At 61.5% G+C, this 20,912-nt stretch carries 20 protein-coding genes; 4 read left to right on the plus strand and 16 right to left on the minus strand.

What is annotated here, in order from left to right; all coding sequences use genetic code 11:
- Positions 1 to 93: 93 nt before the first annotated feature.
- The 7 genes from R4P70_RS25020 to R4P70_RS25050 form a co-directional block, all read right to left on the minus strand.
- Positions 94 to 1,050, minus strand: coding sequence for an NAD(P)-dependent oxidoreductase (locus R4P70_RS25020; protein ID WP_317832337.1), 957 nt, complete (start codon positions 1,048 to 1,050; stop codon positions 94 to 96).
- Between the two features lie 109 nt (positions 1,051 to 1,159).
- Positions 1,160 to 2,032 (minus strand): alpha/beta fold hydrolase, encoded by an 873-nt coding sequence (locus tag R4P70_RS25025; RefSeq protein WP_019746500.1) that lies wholly within the window; start codon positions 2,030 to 2,032, stop codon positions 1,160 to 1,162.
- A 30-nt stretch (positions 2,033 to 2,062) separates the two neighbouring features.
- On the minus strand, positions 2,063 to 3,019 hold the full coding sequence (locus R4P70_RS25030; protein ID WP_007731630.1) for a 3-(2,3-dihydroxyphenyl)propionate dioxygenase: 957 nt from the start codon (positions 3,017 to 3,019) through the stop codon (positions 2,063 to 2,065).
- Positions 3,019 to 4,362 carry a M20 family metallopeptidase gene (locus R4P70_RS25035; protein ID WP_317832339.1) on the minus strand — a complete coding sequence of 448 codons (1,344 nt, stop codon included), beginning with the start codon at positions 4,360 to 4,362 and terminating at the stop codon, positions 3,019 to 3,021. The genes R4P70_RS25030 and R4P70_RS25035 overlap by 1 nt, the downstream gene beginning before the upstream one ends.
- 122 nt (positions 4,363 to 4,484) lie before the next feature.
- Positions 4,485 to 5,774, minus strand: coding sequence for an aromatic ring-hydroxylating oxygenase subunit alpha (locus R4P70_RS25040; protein WP_007731634.1), 1,290 nt, complete (start codon positions 5,772 to 5,774; stop codon positions 4,485 to 4,487).
- Positions 5,775 to 5,855: 81 nt separating this feature from the next.
- Positions 5,856 to 6,254, minus strand: coding sequence for an acyl dehydratase (locus R4P70_RS25045; protein WP_070385914.1), 399 nt, complete (start codon positions 6,252 to 6,254; stop codon positions 5,856 to 5,858).
- The gene (locus R4P70_RS25050) at positions 6,251 to 6,736 is read right to left on the minus strand and encodes a MaoC family dehydratase N-terminal domain-containing protein (protein WP_007731639.1); all 486 of its coding nucleotides are present in this window, start codon (positions 6,734 to 6,736) and stop codon (positions 6,251 to 6,253) included. The genes R4P70_RS25045 and R4P70_RS25050 overlap by 4 nt, the downstream gene beginning before the upstream one ends.
- A gap of 101 nt (positions 6,737 to 6,837) precedes the next feature.
- Here R4P70_RS25050 and R4P70_RS25055 point away from each other — a divergent pair, with 101 nt between their 5' ends.
- The gene (locus R4P70_RS25055) at positions 6,838 to 7,689 is read left to right on the plus strand and encodes an alpha/beta fold hydrolase (RefSeq protein ID WP_046377785.1); all 852 of its coding nucleotides are present in this window, start codon (positions 6,838 to 6,840) and stop codon (positions 7,687 to 7,689) included.
- A gap of 7 nt (positions 7,690 to 7,696) precedes the next feature.
- Positions 7,697 to 8,878, plus strand: a complete 1,182-nt coding sequence (locus tag R4P70_RS25060) for a multidrug effflux MFS transporter (protein ID WP_021342529.1) — start codon at positions 7,697 to 7,699, stop codon at positions 8,876 to 8,878.
- 5 nt (positions 8,879 to 8,883) lie between these two features.
- On the opposite strand, the gene R4P70_RS25065 is transcribed toward R4P70_RS25060, so the two are convergent.
- The 5 genes from R4P70_RS25065 to R4P70_RS25085 form a co-directional block, all read right to left on the minus strand.
- Positions 8,884 to 9,627 (minus strand): IclR family transcriptional regulator, encoded by a 744-nt coding sequence (locus R4P70_RS25065; RefSeq protein ID WP_007731643.1) that lies wholly within the window; start codon positions 9,625 to 9,627, stop codon positions 8,884 to 8,886.
- Positions 9,628 to 9,697: 70 nt separating this feature from the next.
- Positions 9,698 to 11,629, minus strand: a complete 1,932-nt coding sequence (locus R4P70_RS25070) for an ABC transporter ATP-binding protein (protein WP_113683486.1) — start codon at positions 11,627 to 11,629, stop codon at positions 9,698 to 9,700.
- Complete coding sequence (locus R4P70_RS25075; protein ID WP_021332868.1) at positions 11,626 to 13,359, minus strand: ABC transporter ATP-binding protein; 1,734 nt, start codon at positions 13,357 to 13,359, stop codon at positions 11,626 to 11,628. The genes R4P70_RS25070 and R4P70_RS25075 overlap by 4 nt, the downstream gene beginning before the upstream one ends.
- A 114-nt stretch (positions 13,360 to 13,473) precedes the next feature.
- Positions 13,474 to 15,828, minus strand: a complete 2,355-nt coding sequence (locus tag R4P70_RS25080) for an MMPL family transporter (protein WP_317832343.1) — start codon at positions 15,826 to 15,828, stop codon at positions 13,474 to 13,476.
- Positions 15,829 to 15,899: 71 nt separating this feature from the next.
- The gene (locus R4P70_RS25085) at positions 15,900 to 16,517 is read right to left on the minus strand and encodes a TetR/AcrR family transcriptional regulator (RefSeq protein ID WP_113683485.1); all 618 of its coding nucleotides are present in this window, start codon (positions 16,515 to 16,517) and stop codon (positions 15,900 to 15,902) included.
- Positions 16,518 to 16,767: 250 nt separating this feature from the next.
- Here R4P70_RS25085 and R4P70_RS25090 point away from each other — a divergent pair, with 250 nt between their 5' ends.
- Positions 16,768 to 17,877, plus strand: coding sequence for a diguanylate cyclase (locus tag R4P70_RS25090; RefSeq protein ID WP_317832344.1), 1,110 nt, complete (start codon positions 16,768 to 16,770; stop codon positions 17,875 to 17,877).
- A 12-nt stretch (positions 17,878 to 17,889) separates the two neighbouring features.
- On the opposite strand, the gene R4P70_RS25095 is transcribed toward R4P70_RS25090, so the two are convergent.
- Complete coding sequence (locus tag R4P70_RS25095) at positions 17,890 to 18,345, minus strand: RrF2 family transcriptional regulator (protein WP_003943908.1); 456 nt, start codon at positions 18,343 to 18,345, stop codon at positions 17,890 to 17,892.
- A 128-nt stretch (positions 18,346 to 18,473) separates the two neighbouring features.
- Here R4P70_RS25095 and R4P70_RS25100 point away from each other — a divergent pair, with 128 nt between their 5' ends.
- Entirely contained in the window at positions 18,474 to 19,415 is a 942-nt protein-coding gene (locus tag R4P70_RS25100; protein WP_317832346.1) for a sterol desaturase family protein, read from the plus strand.
- Here the strand turns inward: R4P70_RS25100 and R4P70_RS25105 are convergent.
- From R4P70_RS25105 to R4P70_RS25115, 3 genes are all read right to left on the minus strand, one after another.
- Positions 19,381 to 19,719: a DUF202 domain-containing protein gene (locus R4P70_RS25105; protein ID WP_317832348.1), complete on the minus strand. Its 339-nt coding sequence runs from the start codon at positions 19,717 to 19,719 to the stop codon at positions 19,381 to 19,383. The genes R4P70_RS25100 and R4P70_RS25105 overlap by 35 nt on opposite strands.
- Positions 19,720 to 20,070, minus strand: a complete 351-nt coding sequence (locus R4P70_RS25110) for a YidH family protein (RefSeq protein ID WP_029254268.1) — start codon at positions 20,068 to 20,070, stop codon at positions 19,720 to 19,722.
- A 123-nt stretch (positions 20,071 to 20,193) separates the two neighbouring features.
- The gene (locus R4P70_RS25115; RefSeq protein WP_019746487.1) at positions 20,194 to 20,877 is read right to left on the minus strand and encodes a YceI family protein; all 684 of its coding nucleotides are present in this window, start codon (positions 20,875 to 20,877) and stop codon (positions 20,194 to 20,196) included.
- Between the last annotated feature and the right edge of the window lie 35 nt (positions 20,878 to 20,912).

Genomic DNA, 20,912 nt, shown 5'->3' on the forward strand with positions numbered 1-20,912 from the left:
ACAGGAACTTACCTCGGCGAAACACTGCACCTGGAGGAACGTGCGGACCGAAATACTTCGGTAACACGGCCCTCGATCACAATGTCCACCGAATCACAATGTCCACCGAATTGTCTGCGAGCGCAGCGCACTGGTGACATTCTGCGCCGTCATCGAATAGATCGACGCACGCGCTCCGGCGCTGCCGCCGGCGACGTGCGGGCTCAGGAGGGTCGAATCGAATCCACGGAGCGGGCTCGAAATCGGTAGTGGTTCAACGTCGAACACATCGAGGGCAGCGCCGCCGACATGCCTGGAACGCAAGGCACGCGCCAATGCCGCGTCGTCGACGACAGCGCCGCGCGCCACATTGACCACGATCGCTCCGGTGGGCAACTGCGCAACTCGATGGGAATTGATCAGTCCCCGAGTTGATTCCGTAAGCGGGACGGCCAGCACCAGGATATCCGCGAGAGGCAGTAACTCGTCGAGTGACACAAACGTCGCAGCCACAGTGTCACGCGGTCTCGAACGCGCGGTGACGTAGACGTCGCAACCGAAGGCGGCAAACAATTCTGCACACCGGCGGCCGATCGAACCGACACCTACGACGCCGACCCGGCGCTGCGCCAGATCGCGGCAATCGCGCGTCAGGATGGATTCCTGTGGCCATCGACCATCGGTAACCTCGTTGTGCGCCCAGAACATGGAGCGGCACAACACACCTGCCGCGAGCACCGCCCACTCCGCAACCGAATTCGCGTTTGCACCGGGAGTATTCGCCACCGGAACTCCGGCGGCGCGCCAGGCTTCGGCATCGATGAAATTGGTTCCGGCACCAGGCTGTTGGACGAGGAGCACATTCCGGCCGAGCTCTGCTTCCTCCTTGCCCAGTGGCAGATCACCACTCCAGTCCCCCACCACGACGTCGCATGTCGGCAACTCCGCACGGAGCGCCCCCGTGGTGCGCTCAGGTAATCGAACTACCTCCGCCTCACCCCTGACGGCGTCACGGATTGCGGTACCGAGTCCGTTGTCGGCGTCGGCCGTCAGCAGAAGTACTTTCTTCACGAGAACTCCTTCGCTGTAAGACGATGACTGTACCTTCGAAAACGCGGAAGCCGGCCTCCCAATCGAGAGACCGGCTCCATTACGCAGCAGTATATTTGGCAGGAACTTCTCAGATAGCTGCCTTCGCGCTGGCTGATGCCTTTGCCAAGAACTCGAGGCTCAGCGGGTTGTACTTCGCTGCCTGCTCGTGCTGCGGCCAGTGACCGCACTCCGAGTAGAGTTCGAGCTGAGCGCCCGGAATATCCTCGGCCATCTTCTTCGCTTCCGGAACATCACCGAACGGATTTTCCTGACCCCAGACCACAAGAGTCGGCGCCTTGATGAGTGCCATTCGATCCGGGCGCAGCAGGTTCCGCTGGCGAACCTCCATCTCCTGCAAGGAAAGGAGGTTGTGGATGTTGGCGACAAAATCAGGCTGATGGTAGATCCGGTGACGAGCCTGAACCAATTCCTCGGTTGCATCGGCGGGATCATGCATGAGCAACTGCATACGTGCGCGGGTCAATTCGATGTCGTCGCTCTGGACGGCCTTCGCGGTCGACGTCTTGATGCGCTCCATGACTACCGGGTTCGCGACTGTTCCGCCTGCTGCCAGCAACTGCAGCGACAGAACACGTTCGGGCTGCTCGCTGGCCAGGTAGGCAGCGACCCAACCACCGAGGCTTTCACCCACCAAGTGCACACGGTCCAGTCCGACCGCGTCGAGGTAGTTCACCAAATGCTCGACGTAGCGCGGAATCTCGTACGGGTAGTCAGGCTTGCCGGTGTAACCATGGCCGAGCATGTCGATCGCGTGAACCCGGTAAGACTCGGCGTGCGGTGCAATATTGCGTGCAAATGCCTCGAGGTGTCCGCTGGTGCCGTGCAGGAAGATCACGGCCTCGTCACCGGATCCTGCCTGCAGAGAGCGCGTGGGCACACCGCCGGCGTCGACGGTCGTCAACTCGAAATCGAGCCCGGCAAGTTCGTTCCAGATTGTCATCAGAGAAACTTCCTTTACTGAAGGTGCAGATTATGTTGTTGCGCTGTCTGTTCCAGCTGGATCGAGAATCGTGACACCCATACCGGTGAGCCACTCGGGAATCGCTTCGTAGGCAAGGCGTTCACCCGGAACGTAGTCGAGCATCGCGGCCATCATGAGCCAGGTCCGCAACTCCTGCGCACCGTTGCCCGCCTCGTCTTCGATCTGCTGCGTCGTGAACTCGGCAAGCTCACTTGCCTTGCCGCTGGCAAACAGATCAAGAATTCGGTCATCGAACTCCGGAGTGATCGCGGCATCGGCTGCGCGGATGATCTGGCGTCGCCGGACGTCGTAGTCGGACCAGTTCTCCCGGCCGTCCAGCCAGGCTTGAACCATGAAATCCTCGTCCTCACCGTGCGGATCCCGCCAGTCCGGCCAGGGCAGACGATGAGACAATCCACCGGACGCGATCACCACGACCCGGGTATCCGCCGGATACGACGCAACGGCATCCCGCAGGGCCTTCGCCACTTCCTCACATCGCTTGAACGTCGGGAGGGGCGGCGCGAATACGTTGACCACCAACGGAACTATCGGAACATCGATTCCGTCGAGAAGGTACTGAATCGCGTGAGACTGACCATGATCGATCTGCAATCGCGCCGAGTAGGCAAGATCGAACCGGCCACCTTCGATCAGCTCGTTTGCAAGGTGCCTGGCGAACTCCACGTCGACCCGTTGCGGCCCCTTGGGTGTTCCTGACTCGCCACTGGAAATGCACTCTCCGACGCCGAGAGTGAACGCCGGAATCAGATCCAGCCAGAAACCGCGAAAGTGGTTGGAGCCGAGAATCAAGACAACATCGGGTTTCGACGCCGCGATCTTCTCCCGGCTCAGATACAGCGCGTCCCGGAAGCGTTCGGCCTCCGCCTTGTGCGTCGTCTCTTCCCAATGGGTGTTCATCAAGGTGCTGTGGGAGGCACCGATACCCAGAACTATCTTCGCCATCAGTCGATTCCTACTTCCTCGAGCGAGCGGGTGACGGTGTCGAGGGCCACTCGGATCAGATACTTCGTAAATCTCTCCGCCGCAGCCAGATCCACAGTGTTCATCCCCATCGCGAAGTCCACCTCGAACGGTGCGTCGACCACCTTGGGCATACCCACCCGAATCGTCGGGATGCCGCGGCTGCGCAGGATGTTTGCGTCGGTGGCTCCACTCGCGTCGAAGAAGTCCTGATGCGGCTCTCCTTCGGCAGCTTCCCACGCGTGGACTGCGGCGCGGCGCAACCACATTCGAGGGTCGGAACCCTCACCGGGGATGGCAAGAACCTGTTCGACGTCGATCTGCAGATCCAGCGATTGTGCGATCTCCGCAACGACGGCTTTGAGTTCGCGCTTGGCCGCGGTGGGCGTCGTCCGCGGGCTGAGCCGTAGATCAACGGTAAGGCGCACCTGCTCGGGGGTGAACGACGCTGTTCGCTCCCACCCGCCGCGGATGTTGGCAACGATCCCCTGAGGCGCAACCAAACCGTCCTGATGCGCCGCCGAGTACTTCGGGAACCATTCCTCCAACTTGGCGACCACCTCGCCGGCTGCGGTAATCGCGTTGCGGTACGGCAACCGGTGGCGCGAGCCGACGTAGGTGTGCAGACCGTGCACCGTGATCTCGAACCAGGCCAGTCCCACTTCTTCCCAGGAAACCGTCCAGCCGGGCTTGGCGATCAACGCGCAGTCCGCCCACACTCCCTGTTCCAGGAGGAACGAGCAGCCGACGCCCTGGCCGGTGTTGCGTCGGGGGTTTCCGACACCGGGGCGGGCATTGGTCGGCATACCGCCGGCGCCGAATCCGAGCACCAGGTCACCGCGGAGCGGAATACCGGCTGCGGCAATTGCTTCGGCCGCCGCGACAATGCAGACGGCGTGGCCTTTGGGGTTCGACGCACCCAATCCGATCACGTAGTTCTCGTCGAACTGGGCGTGCGGCGTCAGATCCGCTCGCAGCTCATTTCCCACCCACGGCAGGTCTTCCGCCGGATCGCCGGTCGTGACGGTGTCGATCGGCGCATACAGCAACAGGTCCGGTCCGGACCCGTCACCGCGGAGCCTTCCCCACGAGTTCGCTTGCCGATCATCGAGATCCATTGTGTGGGCCTCGATTCCCGACGCTGCCAGGACCTCCGTGATGTGGCGGGCCAGCGGTGCTTCATCACCCGTCGGGCTGGGAATGTTCACCACCGAAGTGGCGAGATCCCGCAATCGCGCACGATCGACATGGGCGTAGGCTCGCTCGACCCATTCCCGGCGCTCGTCGCCTAGGCCTGCGAGAGCGTCGGCCCTCGCAGTGGTCATGGATTGACCTGATGTACCTGAGTATTGCTGCGCTCGCCGGCCATCTGCCACAGCTTGGGAACTGCCACTGCAACAGCGGCACCGATAGCGACAGCCGTCAGAATCTTGAACATGTATCTCTCCTATTCGCTGGTGCCGGTGGGAATCTGAGCGTCGGCGACAGGGGCCGAGCGGGGCGTTGGCGTCCGTCGCTCTCGGGTGGGCCTGACCGGCGCCTTGGGGGTGTGCTTGGCCGCGTCGGCGATCTTCTCGGCGTACTCTTCCTCTGCCAGATTTCGCCACGTCGTCAGCGACACGTCCGGTCGGTACAGCTTCTCCGGCGGCGCGTCGGTGACCTCGACCATCCACGCATCCTGACCCGAGAACTGACCGTGGAACAGCCAGCGGATCGCACCGAGATACTTGGCGTAGAAGCCCAATTTTGCTGCGCCGGAGACGAAGTTGACCATGAGGCCGACGTACTTGTGGTTGTCTTCGTCCACCGGGACGTAGAACTCGTAATGAATGAACTTGGGGTACGCGATGCGCAGGACACCCGGCATGGACAGTGAAGCAAAACCGGGGAAGTTCTGAGCTGCGATCACAGGATTGACATCCAGGCCGGCGCCGACGTTTCCGATCTGCGAAATCTGGGTCTCGTCCGGCTTCTTCTTCCACCACCGCTTGTTCGTCCAGGTTCCCACGCCCGGGAATTCCGCCTCCCAGTACACCTCTTCCTGCACGCGGTAGATCCAGCGTCCCTCCGGAACGATGCTCGTGATGTTCCACGTGGGCATCGGCTTGAACAGACGCCACAATGCGGTGCGGTGCAGGTACTTCGCATGTCCCTCGTCGAAACCGTTCTCACATGCGAAGCGCCAGTTGCCTTCTCGGGGCTGAATACGACCACCGACGATACCCTTGTTCTCCACCAGCTCACGCGGCAACTGGTCGTCGATGGACGGCGCCGGCTCGTTGGCGATCGGGATGTACACCCACACCAGACCGAGTCGCTCCTCGATCGCATAGGTCTGGACGTTCAGCTTGCCGCAGATCTTGGAATCCGGACCGTCGGTGATGACCGCGGCCAGCTTGCCGTCGGTGAGCCGGTACGTCCAGCCGTGGTACGGGCAGCTGACGGTTCCCGGGAACTGCTGATCGCCCTCGGACAACGGAACGCCGCGGTGCGGGCACCGATCGTGCAGGGCATATGCCTTGCCTGCGTCGCGGATGATCGCCAGCTTTTCACCACAGATGGTGAAGCTCTTGGGGTCTTTGGTGATGTGGTTCGACCACGTGACCGGGTACCAGTAACCGCGGTATCCGCTGCCGGCTGCGTTGTAACCCGGCCATGCCGTCCAATCCTGCCGACCGGCCGCTCGTGGCCGCTCGGGCAGCGCGAACGTGGCTTCCGACGCCTCGACACCAGTCATGTGAAGTCCTCTCGACACTGAACGTTTGAATGAAACAGATCTTGGGTGAGATTGCGGTCTACGCCAATGGATTCGGTTCGCTCAGCAGACCCGGACCACCACAGCGGTTCCGACGGCACACAGCACGCCATTGTCCGAATGCTCCCGCATTGTCAAAGTTAGTTGGTCACTGTCGATTTGGGACACTTCACCCGACACCTCGAGTGTGGTTCCGACGGGCGCGGGCGCACGATTCTGCCAGGAGACGGACACAACTCCTTCGTATCCACCGGCAAAGTGTGACGCGGCACGAAAGAACAGCGTGCCCTGCAACTGGGCCATGACCACCGGTGCGGACAACCCCTCCGTCTGCGCATAGGAGGCGTCGTAGTGAATACGGTGCGAATTGTGCGTCGACGCCCCGAATCGAAGGATCCGAACCGGATCGCAGACCAAGGTCACCGATTCGATCGGCGTGCCCACGACTACTGTTTCGGTCATCGGACGATGAACTTCTCGACGACCTCGGCAAATGCGCCGGACTGCGCACCCCGGTAAGTCTTGGTGACCGAGAGCAGCAGAAACTCGTCCGGAGCCCGGCCCTTGGTCGTCACGGTATCGAGTACTCGCCCTACGACGACAGCCTCACCCAGCGGGGCCGGTCGCAAGAAAGTCACACTCTGCCCGCCGGCCATCAAGCGCACGTCGATACCGTCTGTGCCCGGCACTTCGTCACGGAACATGCCGTCTGCTCGGTACTCTCGATCGGAGCCACCTTGCGGTCCTCGCAAAAGCGAAGGCAGATACATCGGATGGACGGCAAATGCCGGGTGCTCCGGGTCGAGAAACCGGGGGTCCGTCTCGGCGGTGGCAACCGCAAACGCAACCGACTCCGCCGGACGCACCGTTCCCAACTCTCGCGTTTCCCGCGTACCGATCATCGCCTCCGCGCGATCACGCGCGTGCTCGAGTTCTGTTCTCATGCCAGCACGCTAGGCATTCGGAAGTCTCACAGCCACGAACCGGGTTCGCCTGCCGGACCGCGATACTTCCCATACCGCTCACCTCGAGGTCAGGTATAGCCATGGCTGATCAACCGAAGAGCTTGTACGCCAAAGCAGATGGCGTCACATTCCATTACTACGACCTCGGCGAGGGCGACCCCACGATTTTCCTGCACGGAGGCGGCCCCGGCTGCACTGCGTGGTCCGACTTCGGGCCGGTGGCACCGCTCTTCGCCTCGGATCGACGAGCGATTCTCGTTGATCTGCTGCAATACGGTCGGTCCGACAAGTGCACCATCGCCGGCCCAATGTGGGACTTCCACGCCGCCAAGATGGTTGCCCTGCTCGACGAACTCGGAATCGAACGCGCAGACTTCGTCTGCAACTCGTGGGGCGGCACCATAGCGCTCAATCTTGCGGCAAAGTACCCGGAACGCGTTCGCTCCCTGGTGATCACGGGCAGCATGCCCGTCTTCTACGGTCCACTCGCGCCGCTCCCCGAGGATGGCCGGCGTGGCCGCAACGCCCGCGACCTCTACTACGGGGGCACCGGCCCCACCCTCGAAAAACTCCGCACCTTGATCACCAGTCTCGAATGGTTCGACGGATCGAAGTTGCCCGCCGAAACCCTCCAGATGCGATACGAGCAAAGTCTCGACCCCGAAGAAATGGCCCTGGCTGCCTCGGCGGACTCACCTCGTGGCGATTGGCAGGATCTCACAGCTGAACTCGGCCAGATCCAGGCGCCGACGCTCTTCGCCTGGGGCATGCACGACGCATTCCTCACCCCGGACTACCCGCTCATGCTGGCGCGGATGATTCCCCATGGCCATCTCTACATCATGGACAAGGCGTCGCATCATCTTCAGGAAGAACGACCATACGACTACTACAGTGTAGTTTCGGGTTTCCTTGACCAACAGCACAACTGAACGAACGGTGATCGCCCCGACGGGCGGTGCACGGATCCGATTGGTACTGCTTCTCGGAATTCTCACCGCCCTCGGGCCGTTCACCGTCGACATGTATCTTCCTGCGCTGCCACAGATCACGCAGGAATTCGGCACGTCGGACACGATGGTTCAGCTGACCCTGACGGGCACACTGGTGGGTCTGGCTTTCGGCCAGTTGCTCATCGGCCCACTGTCCGACATCTACGGACGTCGACGTCCCCTGCTCGTGGGCACAGTAATTCACGTCGGCGCGTCGTTGGCCTGCTTCTTTGCTCCGTCCATCGAAGTCCTCACTGCGCTGCGAACCCTTCAAGGTTTCGGCGCCGCCGCGACGGGCGTGATCGCGATGGCAATCGTTCGTGATCTATTCACCGGACACGATGCGGCAGTTGTACTTTCGCGGCTGATGTTGGTCATGGGCGTAGCGCCCATCCTGGCCCCCTCCATCGGCGGGGCACTGATGTCCGTAACACAGTGGCGCGGAGTCTTTCTCGCTCTCTTCATCCTGGGCATCGCGATGATCGCACTCGCGGCAGTATCGCTGCCGGAAACACTTCCACCCGAGAATCGGTCGGGCAAGGGCATCGGCGCCATCGCGCGAAACTACATTGCGCTCGGCAAGGATGCCCACTTCATGGTGTTGGTGCTCGTGTGCGGTCTCGGCCGCGGCGTTTTGTGGTCGTACATCGCCGCGTCGTCCTACGTGATGCAGGAACAGTTCGGACTGAGCGCCACCGCATACGGATTTGCCTTTGCCGGCGGCGCCGTCGTTTTGATCGGTTCGTCCCAGCTCAACGTCGTGCTTCTCGGCCGGTGGTCGCCGAATTCCATCACGATCTGGGCAATGTGGGGCAGTAGTGCCGTCGGCGCTGCATTTGTTGTTGTTGCCGCCACCGACTCGTGGGGATTCGTCGGGTTTGCCGTCCCCATCCTGCTGATGCTCTGCGCAACGGGTTTTGTCATGCCCAACGCACCGGCGGTTGCACTGTCCCGTCACGGAGAAGCCGCAGGCTCAGCAGCCGCGCTGATCGGATTTGCGCAGTTCGGCGCTGCCGCTGTGGTTGCGCCCATCGTCGGCCTTCTCGGCAACACCAGTCTTGCCGTGGCCATCTCCATGACCGGGGCTTCGGTTCTCGGCGTGATCGCGCTGCTCTGCGTGCGTCGATAAAACGGTTATGCCGAGCGTTCGAGAACCGATACCTTCCGGCTGATCCCTTCGGCCGCCGCGCGCAACGGTTCGGCAAAACGCTCGGTATCCATTCGATACCGCGGACTCGACACACCGATCGCGGCAACTGCTTCACCAAGTCCACCGAAGATCGGGGCAGCGATACTCGATGTTCCCAGGCGAACCTCTTCGGTCTCGACCGCCAACTGCTGCGAACGAACAGCGTCGAGTTGCCTACGTAACCCGTCTTCCGAGTTCACCGTCCGATCGGTGAACTCGACAAATCCGTTGCCTGTCACCGCTCGAAAAACGGAATCCGGTGAGTACGCGAGTATCGCTTTGCCGGTTGCCGTGGCATACATCGGCAGCCGGCCAGCCACCCGCGACGGCAGGTCCACCCCGTGATGACCGGAGATCTTGTCGATGTACAGAACATCGAGGCCGTCGCGAATCGCGAGGTGAACCGTCTCCCGGGTCGCCGCGTGAAGATCCTGCACATACGTCAAGGACACCTCGCGCAGAATACGTTGACGAGGAACCAACTGCCCCAGTTCGAAGAGCCGTAACCCCAACCTGTACTTGGTTCCGACCCGTTCCAGTAGACCAAGAGACACCAGTTCACCGGCTATTCGATGCACCGTCGCCTTCGCAACACCACTCCGATTCGCAAGTTCGGTCAGCGACAGCGCACCCGAATCCGCATCGAAGGAATCGAGTATCAGGCGCGCTTTCCCCAGCAACGAATGCATCGCCGAGCGCCTCCAGTACACAGAATGTGGTCCACCCAGCGGACCAAGTCTGCTCCAGTCTACTGAGGCATCAGATCTCCGCGCCCACGAATTGGCTGTTGTACAGACGGAAGTACGCGCCGCGGGATTCGAGCAGAGCCTCATGGCTCCCCTGCTCCACGATCCGGCCTTCCTCCATCACCACGATCAGGTTCGCATCACGAATTGTCGAAAGACGGTGCGCGATGACAAAGCTGGTGCGGTCGTTGCGCAGAACCGCGGTGGCGCTCTGGACCAGCAGTTCGGTGCGTGTGTCCACCGAACTGGTCGCCTCGTCGAGGATCAGGATGGACGGCTGCGAGATGAAGGCGCGGGCGATGGTGATGAGCTGCTTCTCGCCTGCACTGACGTTGCTGCCTTCCTCGTCGATGACCGTGTCGTAACCCTCAGGCAGAGAGTGCACGAACTTGTCGACGTAGCTCATCTCGGCCGCACGACGAATCTCCTCGTCGGTGGCACCAGGCTTGCCGTAGGCGATGTTCTCGCGGATGGTTCCACCGAACAGCCACGCGTCCTGCAGAACCATGCCGATCCGTGAGCGCAGATCGTCTCGCGTCATGTCGGCGATGTCGATGCCGTCCAAAGTGATTCGGCCCGAATTGAGTTCGTAGAACCGCAGGATGAGGTTGACGAGGGTGGTCTTGCCGGCGCCGGTGGGTCCGACGATCGCAACCATCTGGCCCGGCTCGGCAGTCAGGGACAGGTCCTCGATCAGCGGCTGTTCCGGCTTGTAACTGAAGGTGACGTTCTCGAACTTGACGCGACCCTTGTCGACCGTGGGCGACTTCGCACTCTTCGGGTCCTCCGACTGCTCCTCTTGGTCGAGCAGCGCGAAGACCCGCTCGGCCGAAGCGACGCCGGACTGCAGCAGATTGGTCATCGACGCGATCTGCGTGAGCGGCTGGGTGAACTGCCGCGAGTACTGGATGAACGCTTGCACGTCGCCGAGGGTCATCGTTCCGGATGCGACGCGCATGCCACCCACCACTGCGATGGCGACGTAGTTGAGGTTGCCGAGGAACATCACGGCCGGCATGACCAGACCGGAGATGAACTGCGCCTTGAAACTCGACTCGTACAGATCCTCGTTCTGCTTGCGGAAGCGCTCCTCGACCTCCTGCTGGCGACCGAACACCTTGACCAACTCGTGGCCGCTGAATGCTTCCTCGACCTGCGCGTTGATTCCGCCGGTGCTCTTCCACTGCGCCACGAAGTGCTTCTGTGAACGCTTCGCGATAAACGCCGTCACCATGATCGACAGCGGAACAGTTGCCACCGCGATCAAGGCGAGCAGCGGTGAGATCCACAGCATCATCACCAGAATGCCCAGGACGGTCATCACCGACATGACCAACTGGCTGAGCGTCTGCTGCAAGCTCTGCGCGACATTGTCGATGTCATTGGTCACGCGCGAGAGTACGTCACCGCGGGCATGGGTATCGAAGTACCGCAAGGGAAGTCGATGAATCTTCTGTTCGACGTCCTCACGCAGCCGGCGAACGGTCCGTTGCACCACGATGTTGAGGAGATACGCCTGCAGCCAACTGAACAGCGACGCGCAGACGAACAGCAGCAGCACGATCATCAAGACCTTGCCGACGGCGTCGAAATCGATTCCGGTTCCGGGCACTACGGCCATGCCGGACACCATGTCGGCGAGTTGACCCTGCCCCGAAGCGCGCAATCCTTCGACAGCCTGTTCCTTTGTCGTCCCCGGCTGGAGTTGCTTGCTGACGATGCCGTCGAAGATCAGATTGGTGGCGTTTCCCAGGATCTTCGGCGCGATCGAGGAAAGTACGACGCTTGCCGTCACCAAAGCGAAGATCAGGATGACGATCGGCTTGTCCGGGCTCAAGCGACCGAGGAGACGCTTGAGAGAAGGGCCGAAGTTCATGGCCTTCTTGGTGGGATCGCCGCCGCCGGGCGGGCCGATGGGAGGCGAGGAAGTCGGTCGATTACTCATGATGCGTCCTGTACGGCTAGCTGAGAGGCGACGATTTCGCCGTAGGTGGGACAACTGACCACGAGTTCGTCGTGCGTGCCGATCCCCACGATGGCGCCGTCGTCGAGCACGATGATCTGATCGGCCTCGACGATGGTGGAGATACGCTGCGCGACAACGACGATGCAGGCGTCTTGCGTGACCGGCCGGAGCGCCGCACGCAGCCTTGCGTCGGTAGTGAGGTCGAGTGCCGAGAAGGAATCGTCGAACAGATAGATCTGCGGCTTACGCACCAACGCTCTGGCGATGGCGAGTCTCTGACGCTGACCGCCCGATACCGTCGTACCGCCTTGTGCCACCGGTGTGTCCAGGCCTTCTGGCATGGCGCGGACGAAGTCGGCAGCTTGGGCGATCTCGAGGCACTCCCACAGCCATTCGTCGGTAGCTTCGGGGTTTCCGTAGCGGAGATTGGTGGCGACAGTGCCGGAGAACAGATACGGCTTCTGCGGGACCAGACCGATCACCGAGCAGAGCAGCTCCGTGTCGATGTCGCGGACGTCGACGCCGCCCACCGATACCGACCCGGAGGTGGAGTCGATCAAACGCGGAATCAGGTTGAGCAGAGTGGTCTTTCCCGAACCGGTGCCGCCGATGATCGCCGTCGTCTTGCCTGGTTCGGCGCGGAAGGTGATGTCGCGCAACACTGGCTCCTCGGCTCCGGGGAACTGGAACTGAGCTCCACGAAGTTCGACGACGCCCGGGTCCTTCAACTCCAGGACCGGATTCTCGGGCGGAATCACCGAGGAATCGGTGTCGAGTACCTCGGAGATACGTTCGGCGCACACCGACGCACGCGGCAGCATCACCGCCATGAAGGTGGCCATCATGACGGCCATCAGGATCTGCATGATGTAGCTGAGCATCGCGGTGAGCGAGCCGATCTGCATCGACCCCTCGTTGATCTGATGGCCACCGAACCAGATGACCGCGACGCTGGTGACATTGCTGATCAGCATCACGAGCGGGAACATCAGTGCCATGAGGCGGCCGACGCCGAGTGCAGTCTCCGTCAGTTCGCGGTTGGCGTCGCCGAAACGCTCTACCTCGTACGGTTCCCGTACAAACGCTCGGACGACGCGGATGCCCGTGATCTGTTCGCGAAGAACACGGTTGACGGCGTCGAGGCGGCCCTGCATGACCCGGAATCCGGGGACCATCCGGGCGATCAGGAAACCCATCGAGACTACGAGGAGCGGGACGCTGATCCCGAGGATCCAGGAAAGATTCAGGTCCTGGCGCAGAGCCATGATGATGCCGCCGATACACATGATCGGCGCCATGACGAGGATGGTGCAACTCATCACGACCATCATCTGTACTTGCTGGACGTCGTTGGTATTGCGGGTGATCAGCGAAGGCGCACCGAAGTGCCCGACTTCCCTGGCCGAGAACGTCCCGACCTGATGCAGCACCGACGCTCGGAGGTCGCGCCCGACACCCATGGCGACTCGCGCTCCGAAGAAGACGGCACCCACCGAGCACAGGATCTGCGTCAGCGTGACCATCAGCATCATCCCGCCGGTGGAGAGGATGTAGCCGGTGTCGCCTTTGGTCACGCCGTTGTCGATGATGTCGGCGTTGAGACTCGGAAGGTAAAGGGCCGCCATAGTCGAAATAAACTGCAGGACGACAACGCCCGTGAGTTCACCCCGGTACGGCGTCAGATAAGTGCGCAGCAGCCTGATCAGCATAGTGAGCGAAGGTTACCAATCCTGGCCGACATGTGCCGCTGGATATTTCGATACACAAAAACAGCTGTGCGCCTTTATTAACCGCGGGGGGTTAATAAAGGCGCACAGCAGAGATCAAGCAGATGCGGACTGCAGTTCCGCTTCCTTCTCGTCACGGAGGGCCTTGCTGAGCTTCTCACCCTCGATATCGACGTTCGGCAGAATTTTGTCCAGCCACTTCGGCAACCACCACGCCTTGTCGCCGAGCAGTGCCATGACGGACGGGATGATGACCATGCGCACGATGAAGGCGTCGAAGAACACCGCCGCGGCGAGCGCGAATCCGATCGACTTGATGAACGAGTTCGGTTCTGCGATGAAGGCACCGAACACGGAGATCATGATGACCGCGGCCGCACTGACCACGCGGGCACCGTGGTTGAAGCCGATTGTCACGGCCTCCTTCGCGCTCGCACCGTGGACGTACTCCTCACGCATACGCGTCACGAGGAACACCTGGTAGTCCATCGCCAACCCGAACACCACGCCGATCAGGAAGATCGGCATGAAACTCACGAGCGGTTGCGGGTTCGAGATGATGCCCAACCAACCGTGCTGGAAGATCGCCACCGTCGCACCGAATGTCGCGAGCACGCTGAGCAGGAAGCCGAGCGTCGCGGTCAGCGGAACCAGGATCGAGCGGAACACCAAGAGCAACAAGATGAATGCAAGGCCGACCACTACGGCAAGGTAGGGCACCAATGCATCCTTCAGCGTGTCCGAGACGTCGCCTTCGAGTGCGGTCTGACCGGTGATGCCGTAGCTGACGCCGATCGAATCATTGAGTCCCGCTTCTGCTCCGCGGAGGCTGCCCACCAGATCCATCGTGGCCGGATCGGTCGGTCCGCTCTTCGGAGTGATCAGTACCTGCGCGGTGTTGCCGGCCTCGTTGACTCCGACGACCTGTGCGTTCTGGACGTCACCGAAGCTCGAGATGGTCGAGACGACCTCCGCAAAGGCCTCCCCGGCGGGGACGCTGGCATCCTTGGCGTCGACAACGGCGATCAGCGGTCCGTTGCGGCCGTCACCGAAGCCCTCGTCGATCAGGTCGTACGCCTGACGCGCACTGGTCGCCGGGTCACCGGTGGCCTCCGACGGCAATGCCAGGCTCAATCCCGTTGCGGGCAGAGCCAATGCGCCCAGAAGAACTACTCCACCGATCAGCGGCACGAGTGGACGACGAACGACGGCGGTGATGAAGCGCAGAGCCAGCTTCGGCTTGCCTGAATTATCGTTTTCGGACTCCTCCGCACGCTTGCTGAGGAAGGGAATCTTGCCGGCAAAAGCCTTGCGCCCGAACATACCCAGGATTGCGGGCAGCAAGGTCAATGCGATCAGGACCGCGATCAGCACCGTGAAGGCCGCTGCCGCACCCATGTCCGAGAGGAACGGGATACCGACGACACGCAAGGCAACGAGCGCGATGATGACTGTCAAACCGGCGAATACCACTGCGGAACCGGCGGTTCCGACGGCGCGACCTGCTGCTTCGGCACGGTTGTCGGTGAGGGTGAGCTCATGCCTGAACCTGGACATGATGAACAGCGAGTAGTCGATCGCCACGGCCAGACCGATCATGATCGCCAGCGTCGGAGTCATCGAACTGAGATCCATGAATCCGGTGGCAACCGTGATTCCAAGGCTGCCGATAGCGATACCGATGATCGCGGTGAGGAGCGGAAGCCCCGCGGCCACAAGCGAACCGAACGTGATGGCCAGAACGACAGCGGCAACGGCGATACCGATCAGCTCGGTGACACCACCGGGCATCTCCGCTTCCTGAGCAGCAGAACCACTGACCTGGACGTTGAGTCCCTCGGCCCGACCGACATCGGCTGCGGAGTTGATCGAATCACGCAACGCCTGATCGAGATCGGCGAAGTCACCGCTGAACGGAACCTCGACGTACCCGACCGTGCCGTCAGCACTGAGCGGCGACAACGCACGCGCGTCGTCCACGGCCTGCGTCTCGGAAGTTCCAGCCGCAGCAGCCTTTTCCTTGAACATCGCAACCATGGAGTCGTTGCCGGTAACCGGATTGACCAACGCCTTCGCGGCCTGTTCCGCAGTGGCAGTCGCCGGGTCCACCTTGGCGGAGTCGGCGACCTTGTCGATGCCACGAATACTCGCGAGCATGTCGTCCATGGCCTTGACGTTCGCCGGATCGGACAGCGTCGTGCCCGCCGGAGCTTGCACTACGTATCGCGCGCTCAGCGAATCCATCGGGTTGGGCGCGTCGGGAAAACGCTCCGCCATCAGGTCTTGCGCCTGCTGTGCCGGGGTTCCCGGAATGGAGAACGAATCCTTGGTGGGGCCGGACAGAGTGGCTGCCCCGACGCCCATCAGGACCAGGATTATCAGCCAAACGCTGAGGACCGCGCCTTTTCGCCGGTAGGCGAACTTGCCGATCCGATAGAGATAGGTGGCCACGACGGGCTCCTTGCTGTTTCGGTGCGTGTACGTGGACAGGTATTACGTGTGGGGCTCAGAGACGGGACATCTCAGGGACGCGACATCTCAGGGGCGGGCAATCCGGCACGAATCTGCCGAAAAGCGTCGTGAACCAACTCCTCCGGACTGGAAGCCTCCGACTTTCCGCCAGTCCAGACGTCGATCACCGATTTAGCGGCTCCGCCCACCGCTCCCAGGAGGAGCGTCGGGTACAGGTCCTTCTCGGCGTCGGTACCGGTGCGTTCCGCCAATGCCTGAACGACTGCACGGTTGATCCGCTGATGCATGTCTGCGGCATCCCGGTAGAGCGCGGGACTCGAATCCGACAGCAGCCAGATACTTGCCTTCTCACTCCCACTCGGACCTGAGTCGTTCACGATTTCGACCACAAGTTCTTCGAGGACGTCGAGAATTGGTTCGTCCGCGGGCCGCGACGCAAGCGCCTCGATCCACAGGTTCACCGATTCCTCGAAACTGGCGAGCACTGCCTCCTCCTTGCTGGAGAAGTAGTTGTGGAACGTCCTCGTCGACACTCCGGCCTCGGAGGCGATCGCGTCAGCGGTGACGCATTCGATCCCCAGCGCACGAGCGAGCCGTGCTGCCGCGCCACTGAGTGCGGCACGGGTTGCTGCCTTCTTGCGGTCGCGAAGGCCTTGTTCGATGATCACTCCAACACGGTACCCAACTTGCAGAGCTCTGCAACTTTGCAGAGCTCTGCAATATTGTGCGATCGAACACACAGCGCGGAAACTCGAGGCGTACCTCACACTCACGCACGGCAAATGCCTGAACAGCACGACAGAGAGAGTTGTGAGCAGCTCCACGGCGTGACGCCCACTGCCAAGCTGACGCGTGAATCAACATGGCCTGACATACTTTGCGGTGAATTAACCGCAATGTGCTCGGCGAAGGAATCTGATGGACCCGCTCCTGCATACCTGGCCGGTTTCGTCCACGGTAATGCTGTGGGGATCGAAGTCCGGACGAGGCTCCGTACTACGTCTCGTCCGTCTCACCATCGGATTCTGCTCACTCAATTTCTCGATCGTGGCGTTCCTGTTTCTCCTCAGCGGAGAGGGCCCGGACGGACCGTTTGCGCGCAGTTGGCTCGTCGGCATTGCGACCGTCAACCTGATCCCCACGATTCTCTGGTTTGTCGGCCGAATCAGAGGTTCACGCATGCTCAAGCTCTACGGTCTGTGGGCGGATCTCGGAACTGCCTCGATTCTCATCACCTTCACCAGCCATAACGCCGCCCTTTTCGGCGCGGCACTCTTTGTCGCCACCGGCGCCTACTTCACCTATTTTCTCGACCGCCGCTGGCTGGCATTCCACCTCGCCTTTGCCACGACGTTTGTCATCGCCCTGACCGTGCTCGGCCTGACGAACGGCGACTACTCGGCAACCAGCGTGATTGCACGCACCGACGTCGTACTGTGTGCCGTGATCTTCATTCCGGCCACCATTCAATTCACCTGGCGGCAATTACTCTCGCGCGCAACGGGATCCAAGGTGGATGCACTCACCGGACTGCTGAACCGGCGAGGGCTGTGGGACATGTCGGAGCGCATCTGGTTGGTCGCGTCGGCAAATCGTGCCGACATTGCTGTTGCCGTCGTCGACATCGACAAGTTCAAGGCTGTGAACGACACCTTCGGTCACGAAGTCGGTGACGCCGTCATCATCCGGACCGGAACGCGCCTGCAGGAGCATGTGAACGGTTTCGGCTACGCCGCGCGCACCGGCGGCGAGGAGTTCACCGTTGTGATGATCGGCACCCCGTACGGACTTCGCAAAAGAATCGCGACACTGCCCAAAGCCGTCGTGAACGCTTCCGACGACCCTTTGGCCACGGTCAGCGTCGGAGCAGCGACGCTACCTTTCATCCCGCATCAGGAAGAGTTCGACTACAACGAGTTCTCCCGAGCAATCGTTGCGGCCGATCATCTGATGTACGACGCAAAATCCGCGGGAGGCAACACTGCGAACACTGCTCCTATGACTGTTCCACGTCGACGGGCACACTGAAACCGGGCTGTATCAGCGCCGATTCCACGCCTCGGGATCTGCCGTCAGTTCGTGAATGAATTCGGGCAACTCCCCACCTGCAACATCGGTGAGTGTGACATTTTCGAGCACAGCACGGAGGTTGACGCGCACTGCAATCCACACCTCCTTGAGGGGCGTCGCCGGCCCCCCGTAGTCGACGTCTTCCGGTCGCTGACCCCGAATCGAAGCAAGCGGTCCTTCGACGGCTCGTATGACGTCAGCAATCGTGATCTCGTCCGCGGACCGAGCGAGCCAGTATCCCCCGTCCGGGCCTCGACGGCTGTTGACCAAGCCGCCGCGCCGCAGGTCCGAGAGCACCGCTTCCAGGAACTTGTGGGGTATGACCTGGGATTTGGCGAGAAACTCGGCCTTGGCCGGGTCAGGACCTACTGCCGCGAGCTCGACCAGAGTCCGCACGGCGTAGTCCACCTTCGCGGTGATATGCACCGGCAATTCCTACCATCGTTCTATGAATAGTCGCAACAAACCTGCGAGTTCTTCGCCGCAAAGGGTTCCATGACGTTACATTTTGATGCATTATGTAACGATCGAAGCTAGAGAACAGGACAAATCGCGTGTGGGAAACCCTTCTCGAATCATGGAAGTCACTTCTCGAACCGCTCCATGATCCAGTCACGCTCGCAATCCCCGCGTTTGTCATCTTCCTGGCAATCGAATGGTTCGCGGCCCGAGCTCTCGAGGATCATCCCGACGACGCCGACGGACGCGCACGACCCGAGGAAGGCGGCTACCGAAGCGTCGACGCCAGAACCAGCGTTCTGCTCGGACTCGTGTCGATCGCAACGAGCACCTTCTGGAAAGTGCTGGCGCTGATCGGCTATTCCGCAATATGGGTGTACCTCGCTCCGTGGCACCTCTCGCCGACGGCCTGGTACACCTGGGTGATCCTGCTGCTCGGAATCGACGTCCTCTATTACGCGTATCACCGCATCGCGCACCGAGTTCGGGTCATCTGGGCCACACACCAGGCTCACCATTCGAGTGAGTACTTCAACTTCAGCACCGCACTGCGGCAGAAGTGGAACAACAGCGGTGAGATCATCATGTGGTTGCCGTTGCCGTTCCTCGGGATTCCGCCGTGGATGGTGTTCGTCGGCTTCTCCGTCAGCCTCGTCTACCAGTTCTTCGTCCACACCGAACGTGTCGGAAAACTTTGGCGGCCCATCGAATTCATCTTCAACACGCCGTCGCACCATCGCGTCCACCACGGGTCCGACGCCGAGTACCTCGACCGCAACTACGCCGGAATCCTCATCATCTGGGACCGGATGTTCGGAACATTCGCAGCCGAAACCCACCGGCCCACCTACGGACTCACGACGCCGGTCGGAACGTACAACATCTGGAAGCTCCAAACACGCGAATACGCTGCCATCGCTCGCGACTGGAAAGCGTCGAAGTCGTGGCGCCAGCGCGCAGGCTACGTGTTCGGCCCACCCGGCTGGGCACCCAAAGCCGAGGTTACTTCAGCAGAATCCACAGCCCCGTCGCACTGAGCAGGAGCAGGGCGACCGCGAGAGCTGCACCCATACCCAAAGCTGGCGTTGCCTTTTCGGCTGAGAATTGGGCCAACCGCCTGGGCCGCGACCGACGTTCGTAGACCGTCACCGCGACGACAAGCAGGGCAGCGAGGGACGGGCCGATCAGTGCTAGCGAACCGAACGGCGGCAACCATCTCAAACAGGCGGCAGACAAGCCGAGGATCGACAGACTCGTCCGTACGAACGAGAGCGATGTGCGCTCGGACTGCAAGCCCTTGTCCGGAGGCTTGACACCTTCCGACGGTTCCAGCGCGGTCAATCAGTTCACGACCTCGACCACCAGGACGGTCGCGCAGATCACCAGCACGATGCCGACCACCGGCGCCATGAGCGGTACCGGCAACGGGCGCTCAGCACGCAGTGCTCGCTCGGCGCTGATCCAGTGAACAAAAGAAGTGATGGCGATCAGAGCGCCGCCGACGAGTAACAACGCGGCCAAGCCGGCACGAACCGTCGGGTTGAGAATGTCGCCGCCGAACGCTTCGAGTCCGACGCCCGACGCGACAAAGGCCGTCGCCGTGCGGATCCAGGCCAGATACGTCCGCTCATTGGCGAGAGTGAACCGTGGATCGGGGTCTTCACCCGTTCGGAACGGTTTCCACCGGGGCATCACCTGTTCATTCCGTCCGGGCAGAAATCGCACACTGCCTTCGGAACGGACAACAAGAAAGGAAGGTCATGTCCTTAATCTTCCCTGCCCGCCCCGAAGCAGTGCGAATCGGGTAGACGTAATTCAGCTCGCGGCGAGTGAGACGAGGAAGTCCACCGATCCACTGGCGTCGACGGTGACAAAACCGAGGGACGGGGGTTCAACTCCGAAATCGGTCCAGGTGACCGGAATCGAGCCCGATGCGATCAGCGAATCACCCGAATGCAGCACGGTCATGTCGACCGACACCGGCTTGGACTGACCTTTGAGTGTCAAGGTGCCAGACACCGTGACCGTCGCCGTTGTTCCGTCCGTCGGCACAGCAGCCAAGTCCACCGGCGAGTCGATCGTGAACGTCGCCGTCGGATACGTGCTGGTATCCATCACATTGCCCGTGAACTGGCCGTCGCGCCGATCCGAGTCGGTCTTGATGCTTGCCACCTGCACCGTCACTTCGCCTGAAGTGAGCTTTTCACCCTCGACAACCGCGTTTCCGCTCACCTCGCCCGTGGTTCCGACGACGGTCACACTCGATCCGTTCAGAATCTCGTGCACGGTGTATCCCGCTGCCGTCTGGTTGTCCCCCTGCCCGGCGACGACGGTCCACTGCCCGTCGATCGATCCGGACGCCGCTTCTGCGCCCTGAGTGGATACCACGGCCGCCGGCGCATCGTCTTCAGCGATGAATTTCCCGTACGCCCACGGCCCCACAAGCAGGGCGAGTACGACCACAACTACTGCTCCGCCGATCCACCAGATCTTTTTCATGGGTTCGACGATAGTTGCAGCTTCAACGATTGTCA

Source organism: Rhodococcus sp. IEGM 1241, from assembly GCF_033142365.1.
GTDB lineage: Bacteria > Actinomycetota > Actinomycetes > Mycobacteriales > Mycobacteriaceae > Rhodococcus_F > Rhodococcus_F erythropolis.

What these genes read in the sequence shown, in the direction of transcription:
- R4P70_RS25025 (WP_019746500.1), bottom strand. Translation starts at nt 2,032, where the DNA reads ATGACAATCTGGAACGAACTTGCCGGGCTCGATTTCGAGTTGACGACC.
- R4P70_RS25030 (WP_007731630.1), bottom strand. Translation starts at nt 3,019, where the DNA reads ATGGCGAAGATAGTTCTGGGTATCGGTGCCTCCCACAGCACCTTGATG.
- R4P70_RS25035 (WP_317832339.1), bottom strand. Translation starts at nt 4,362, where the DNA reads ATGACCACTGCGAGGGCCGACGCTCTCGCAGGCCTAGGCGACGAGCGC.
- R4P70_RS25040 (WP_007731634.1), bottom strand. Translation starts at nt 5,774, where the DNA reads ATGACTGGTGTCGAGGCGTCGGAAGCCACGTTCGCGCTGCCCGAGCGG.
- R4P70_RS25045 (WP_070385914.1), bottom strand. Translation starts at nt 6,254, where the DNA reads ATGACCGAAACAGTAGTCGTGGGCACGCCGATCGAATCGGTGACCTTG.
- R4P70_RS25050 (WP_007731639.1), bottom strand. Translation starts at nt 6,736, where the DNA reads ATGAGAACAGAACTCGAGCACGCGCGTGATCGCGCGGAGGCGATGATC.
- R4P70_RS25055 (WP_046377785.1), top strand. Translation starts at nt 6,838, where the DNA reads ATGGCTGATCAACCGAAGAGCTTGTACGCCAAAGCAGATGGCGTCACA.
- R4P70_RS25065 (WP_007731643.1), bottom strand. Translation starts at nt 9,627, where the DNA reads ATGCATTCGTTGCTGGGGAAAGCGCGCCTGATACTCGATTCCTTCGAT.
- R4P70_RS25070 (WP_113683486.1), bottom strand. Translation starts at nt 11,629, where the DNA reads ATGAGTAATCGACCGACTTCCTCGCCTCCCATCGGCCCGCCCGGCGGC.
- R4P70_RS25075 (WP_021332868.1), bottom strand. Translation starts at nt 13,359, where the DNA reads ATGCTGATCAGGCTGCTGCGCACTTATCTGACGCCGTACCGGGGTGAA.
- R4P70_RS25090 (WP_317832344.1), top strand. Translation starts at nt 16,768, where the DNA reads ATGGACCCGCTCCTGCATACCTGGCCGGTTTCGTCCACGGTAATGCTG.
- R4P70_RS25110 (WP_029254268.1), bottom strand. Translation starts at nt 20,070, where the DNA reads ATGCCCCGGTGGAAACCGTTCCGAACGGGTGAAGACCCCGATCCACGG.
- R4P70_RS25115 (WP_019746487.1), bottom strand. Translation starts at nt 20,877, where the DNA reads ATGAAAAAGATCTGGTGGATCGGCGGAGCAGTAGTTGTGGTCGTACTC.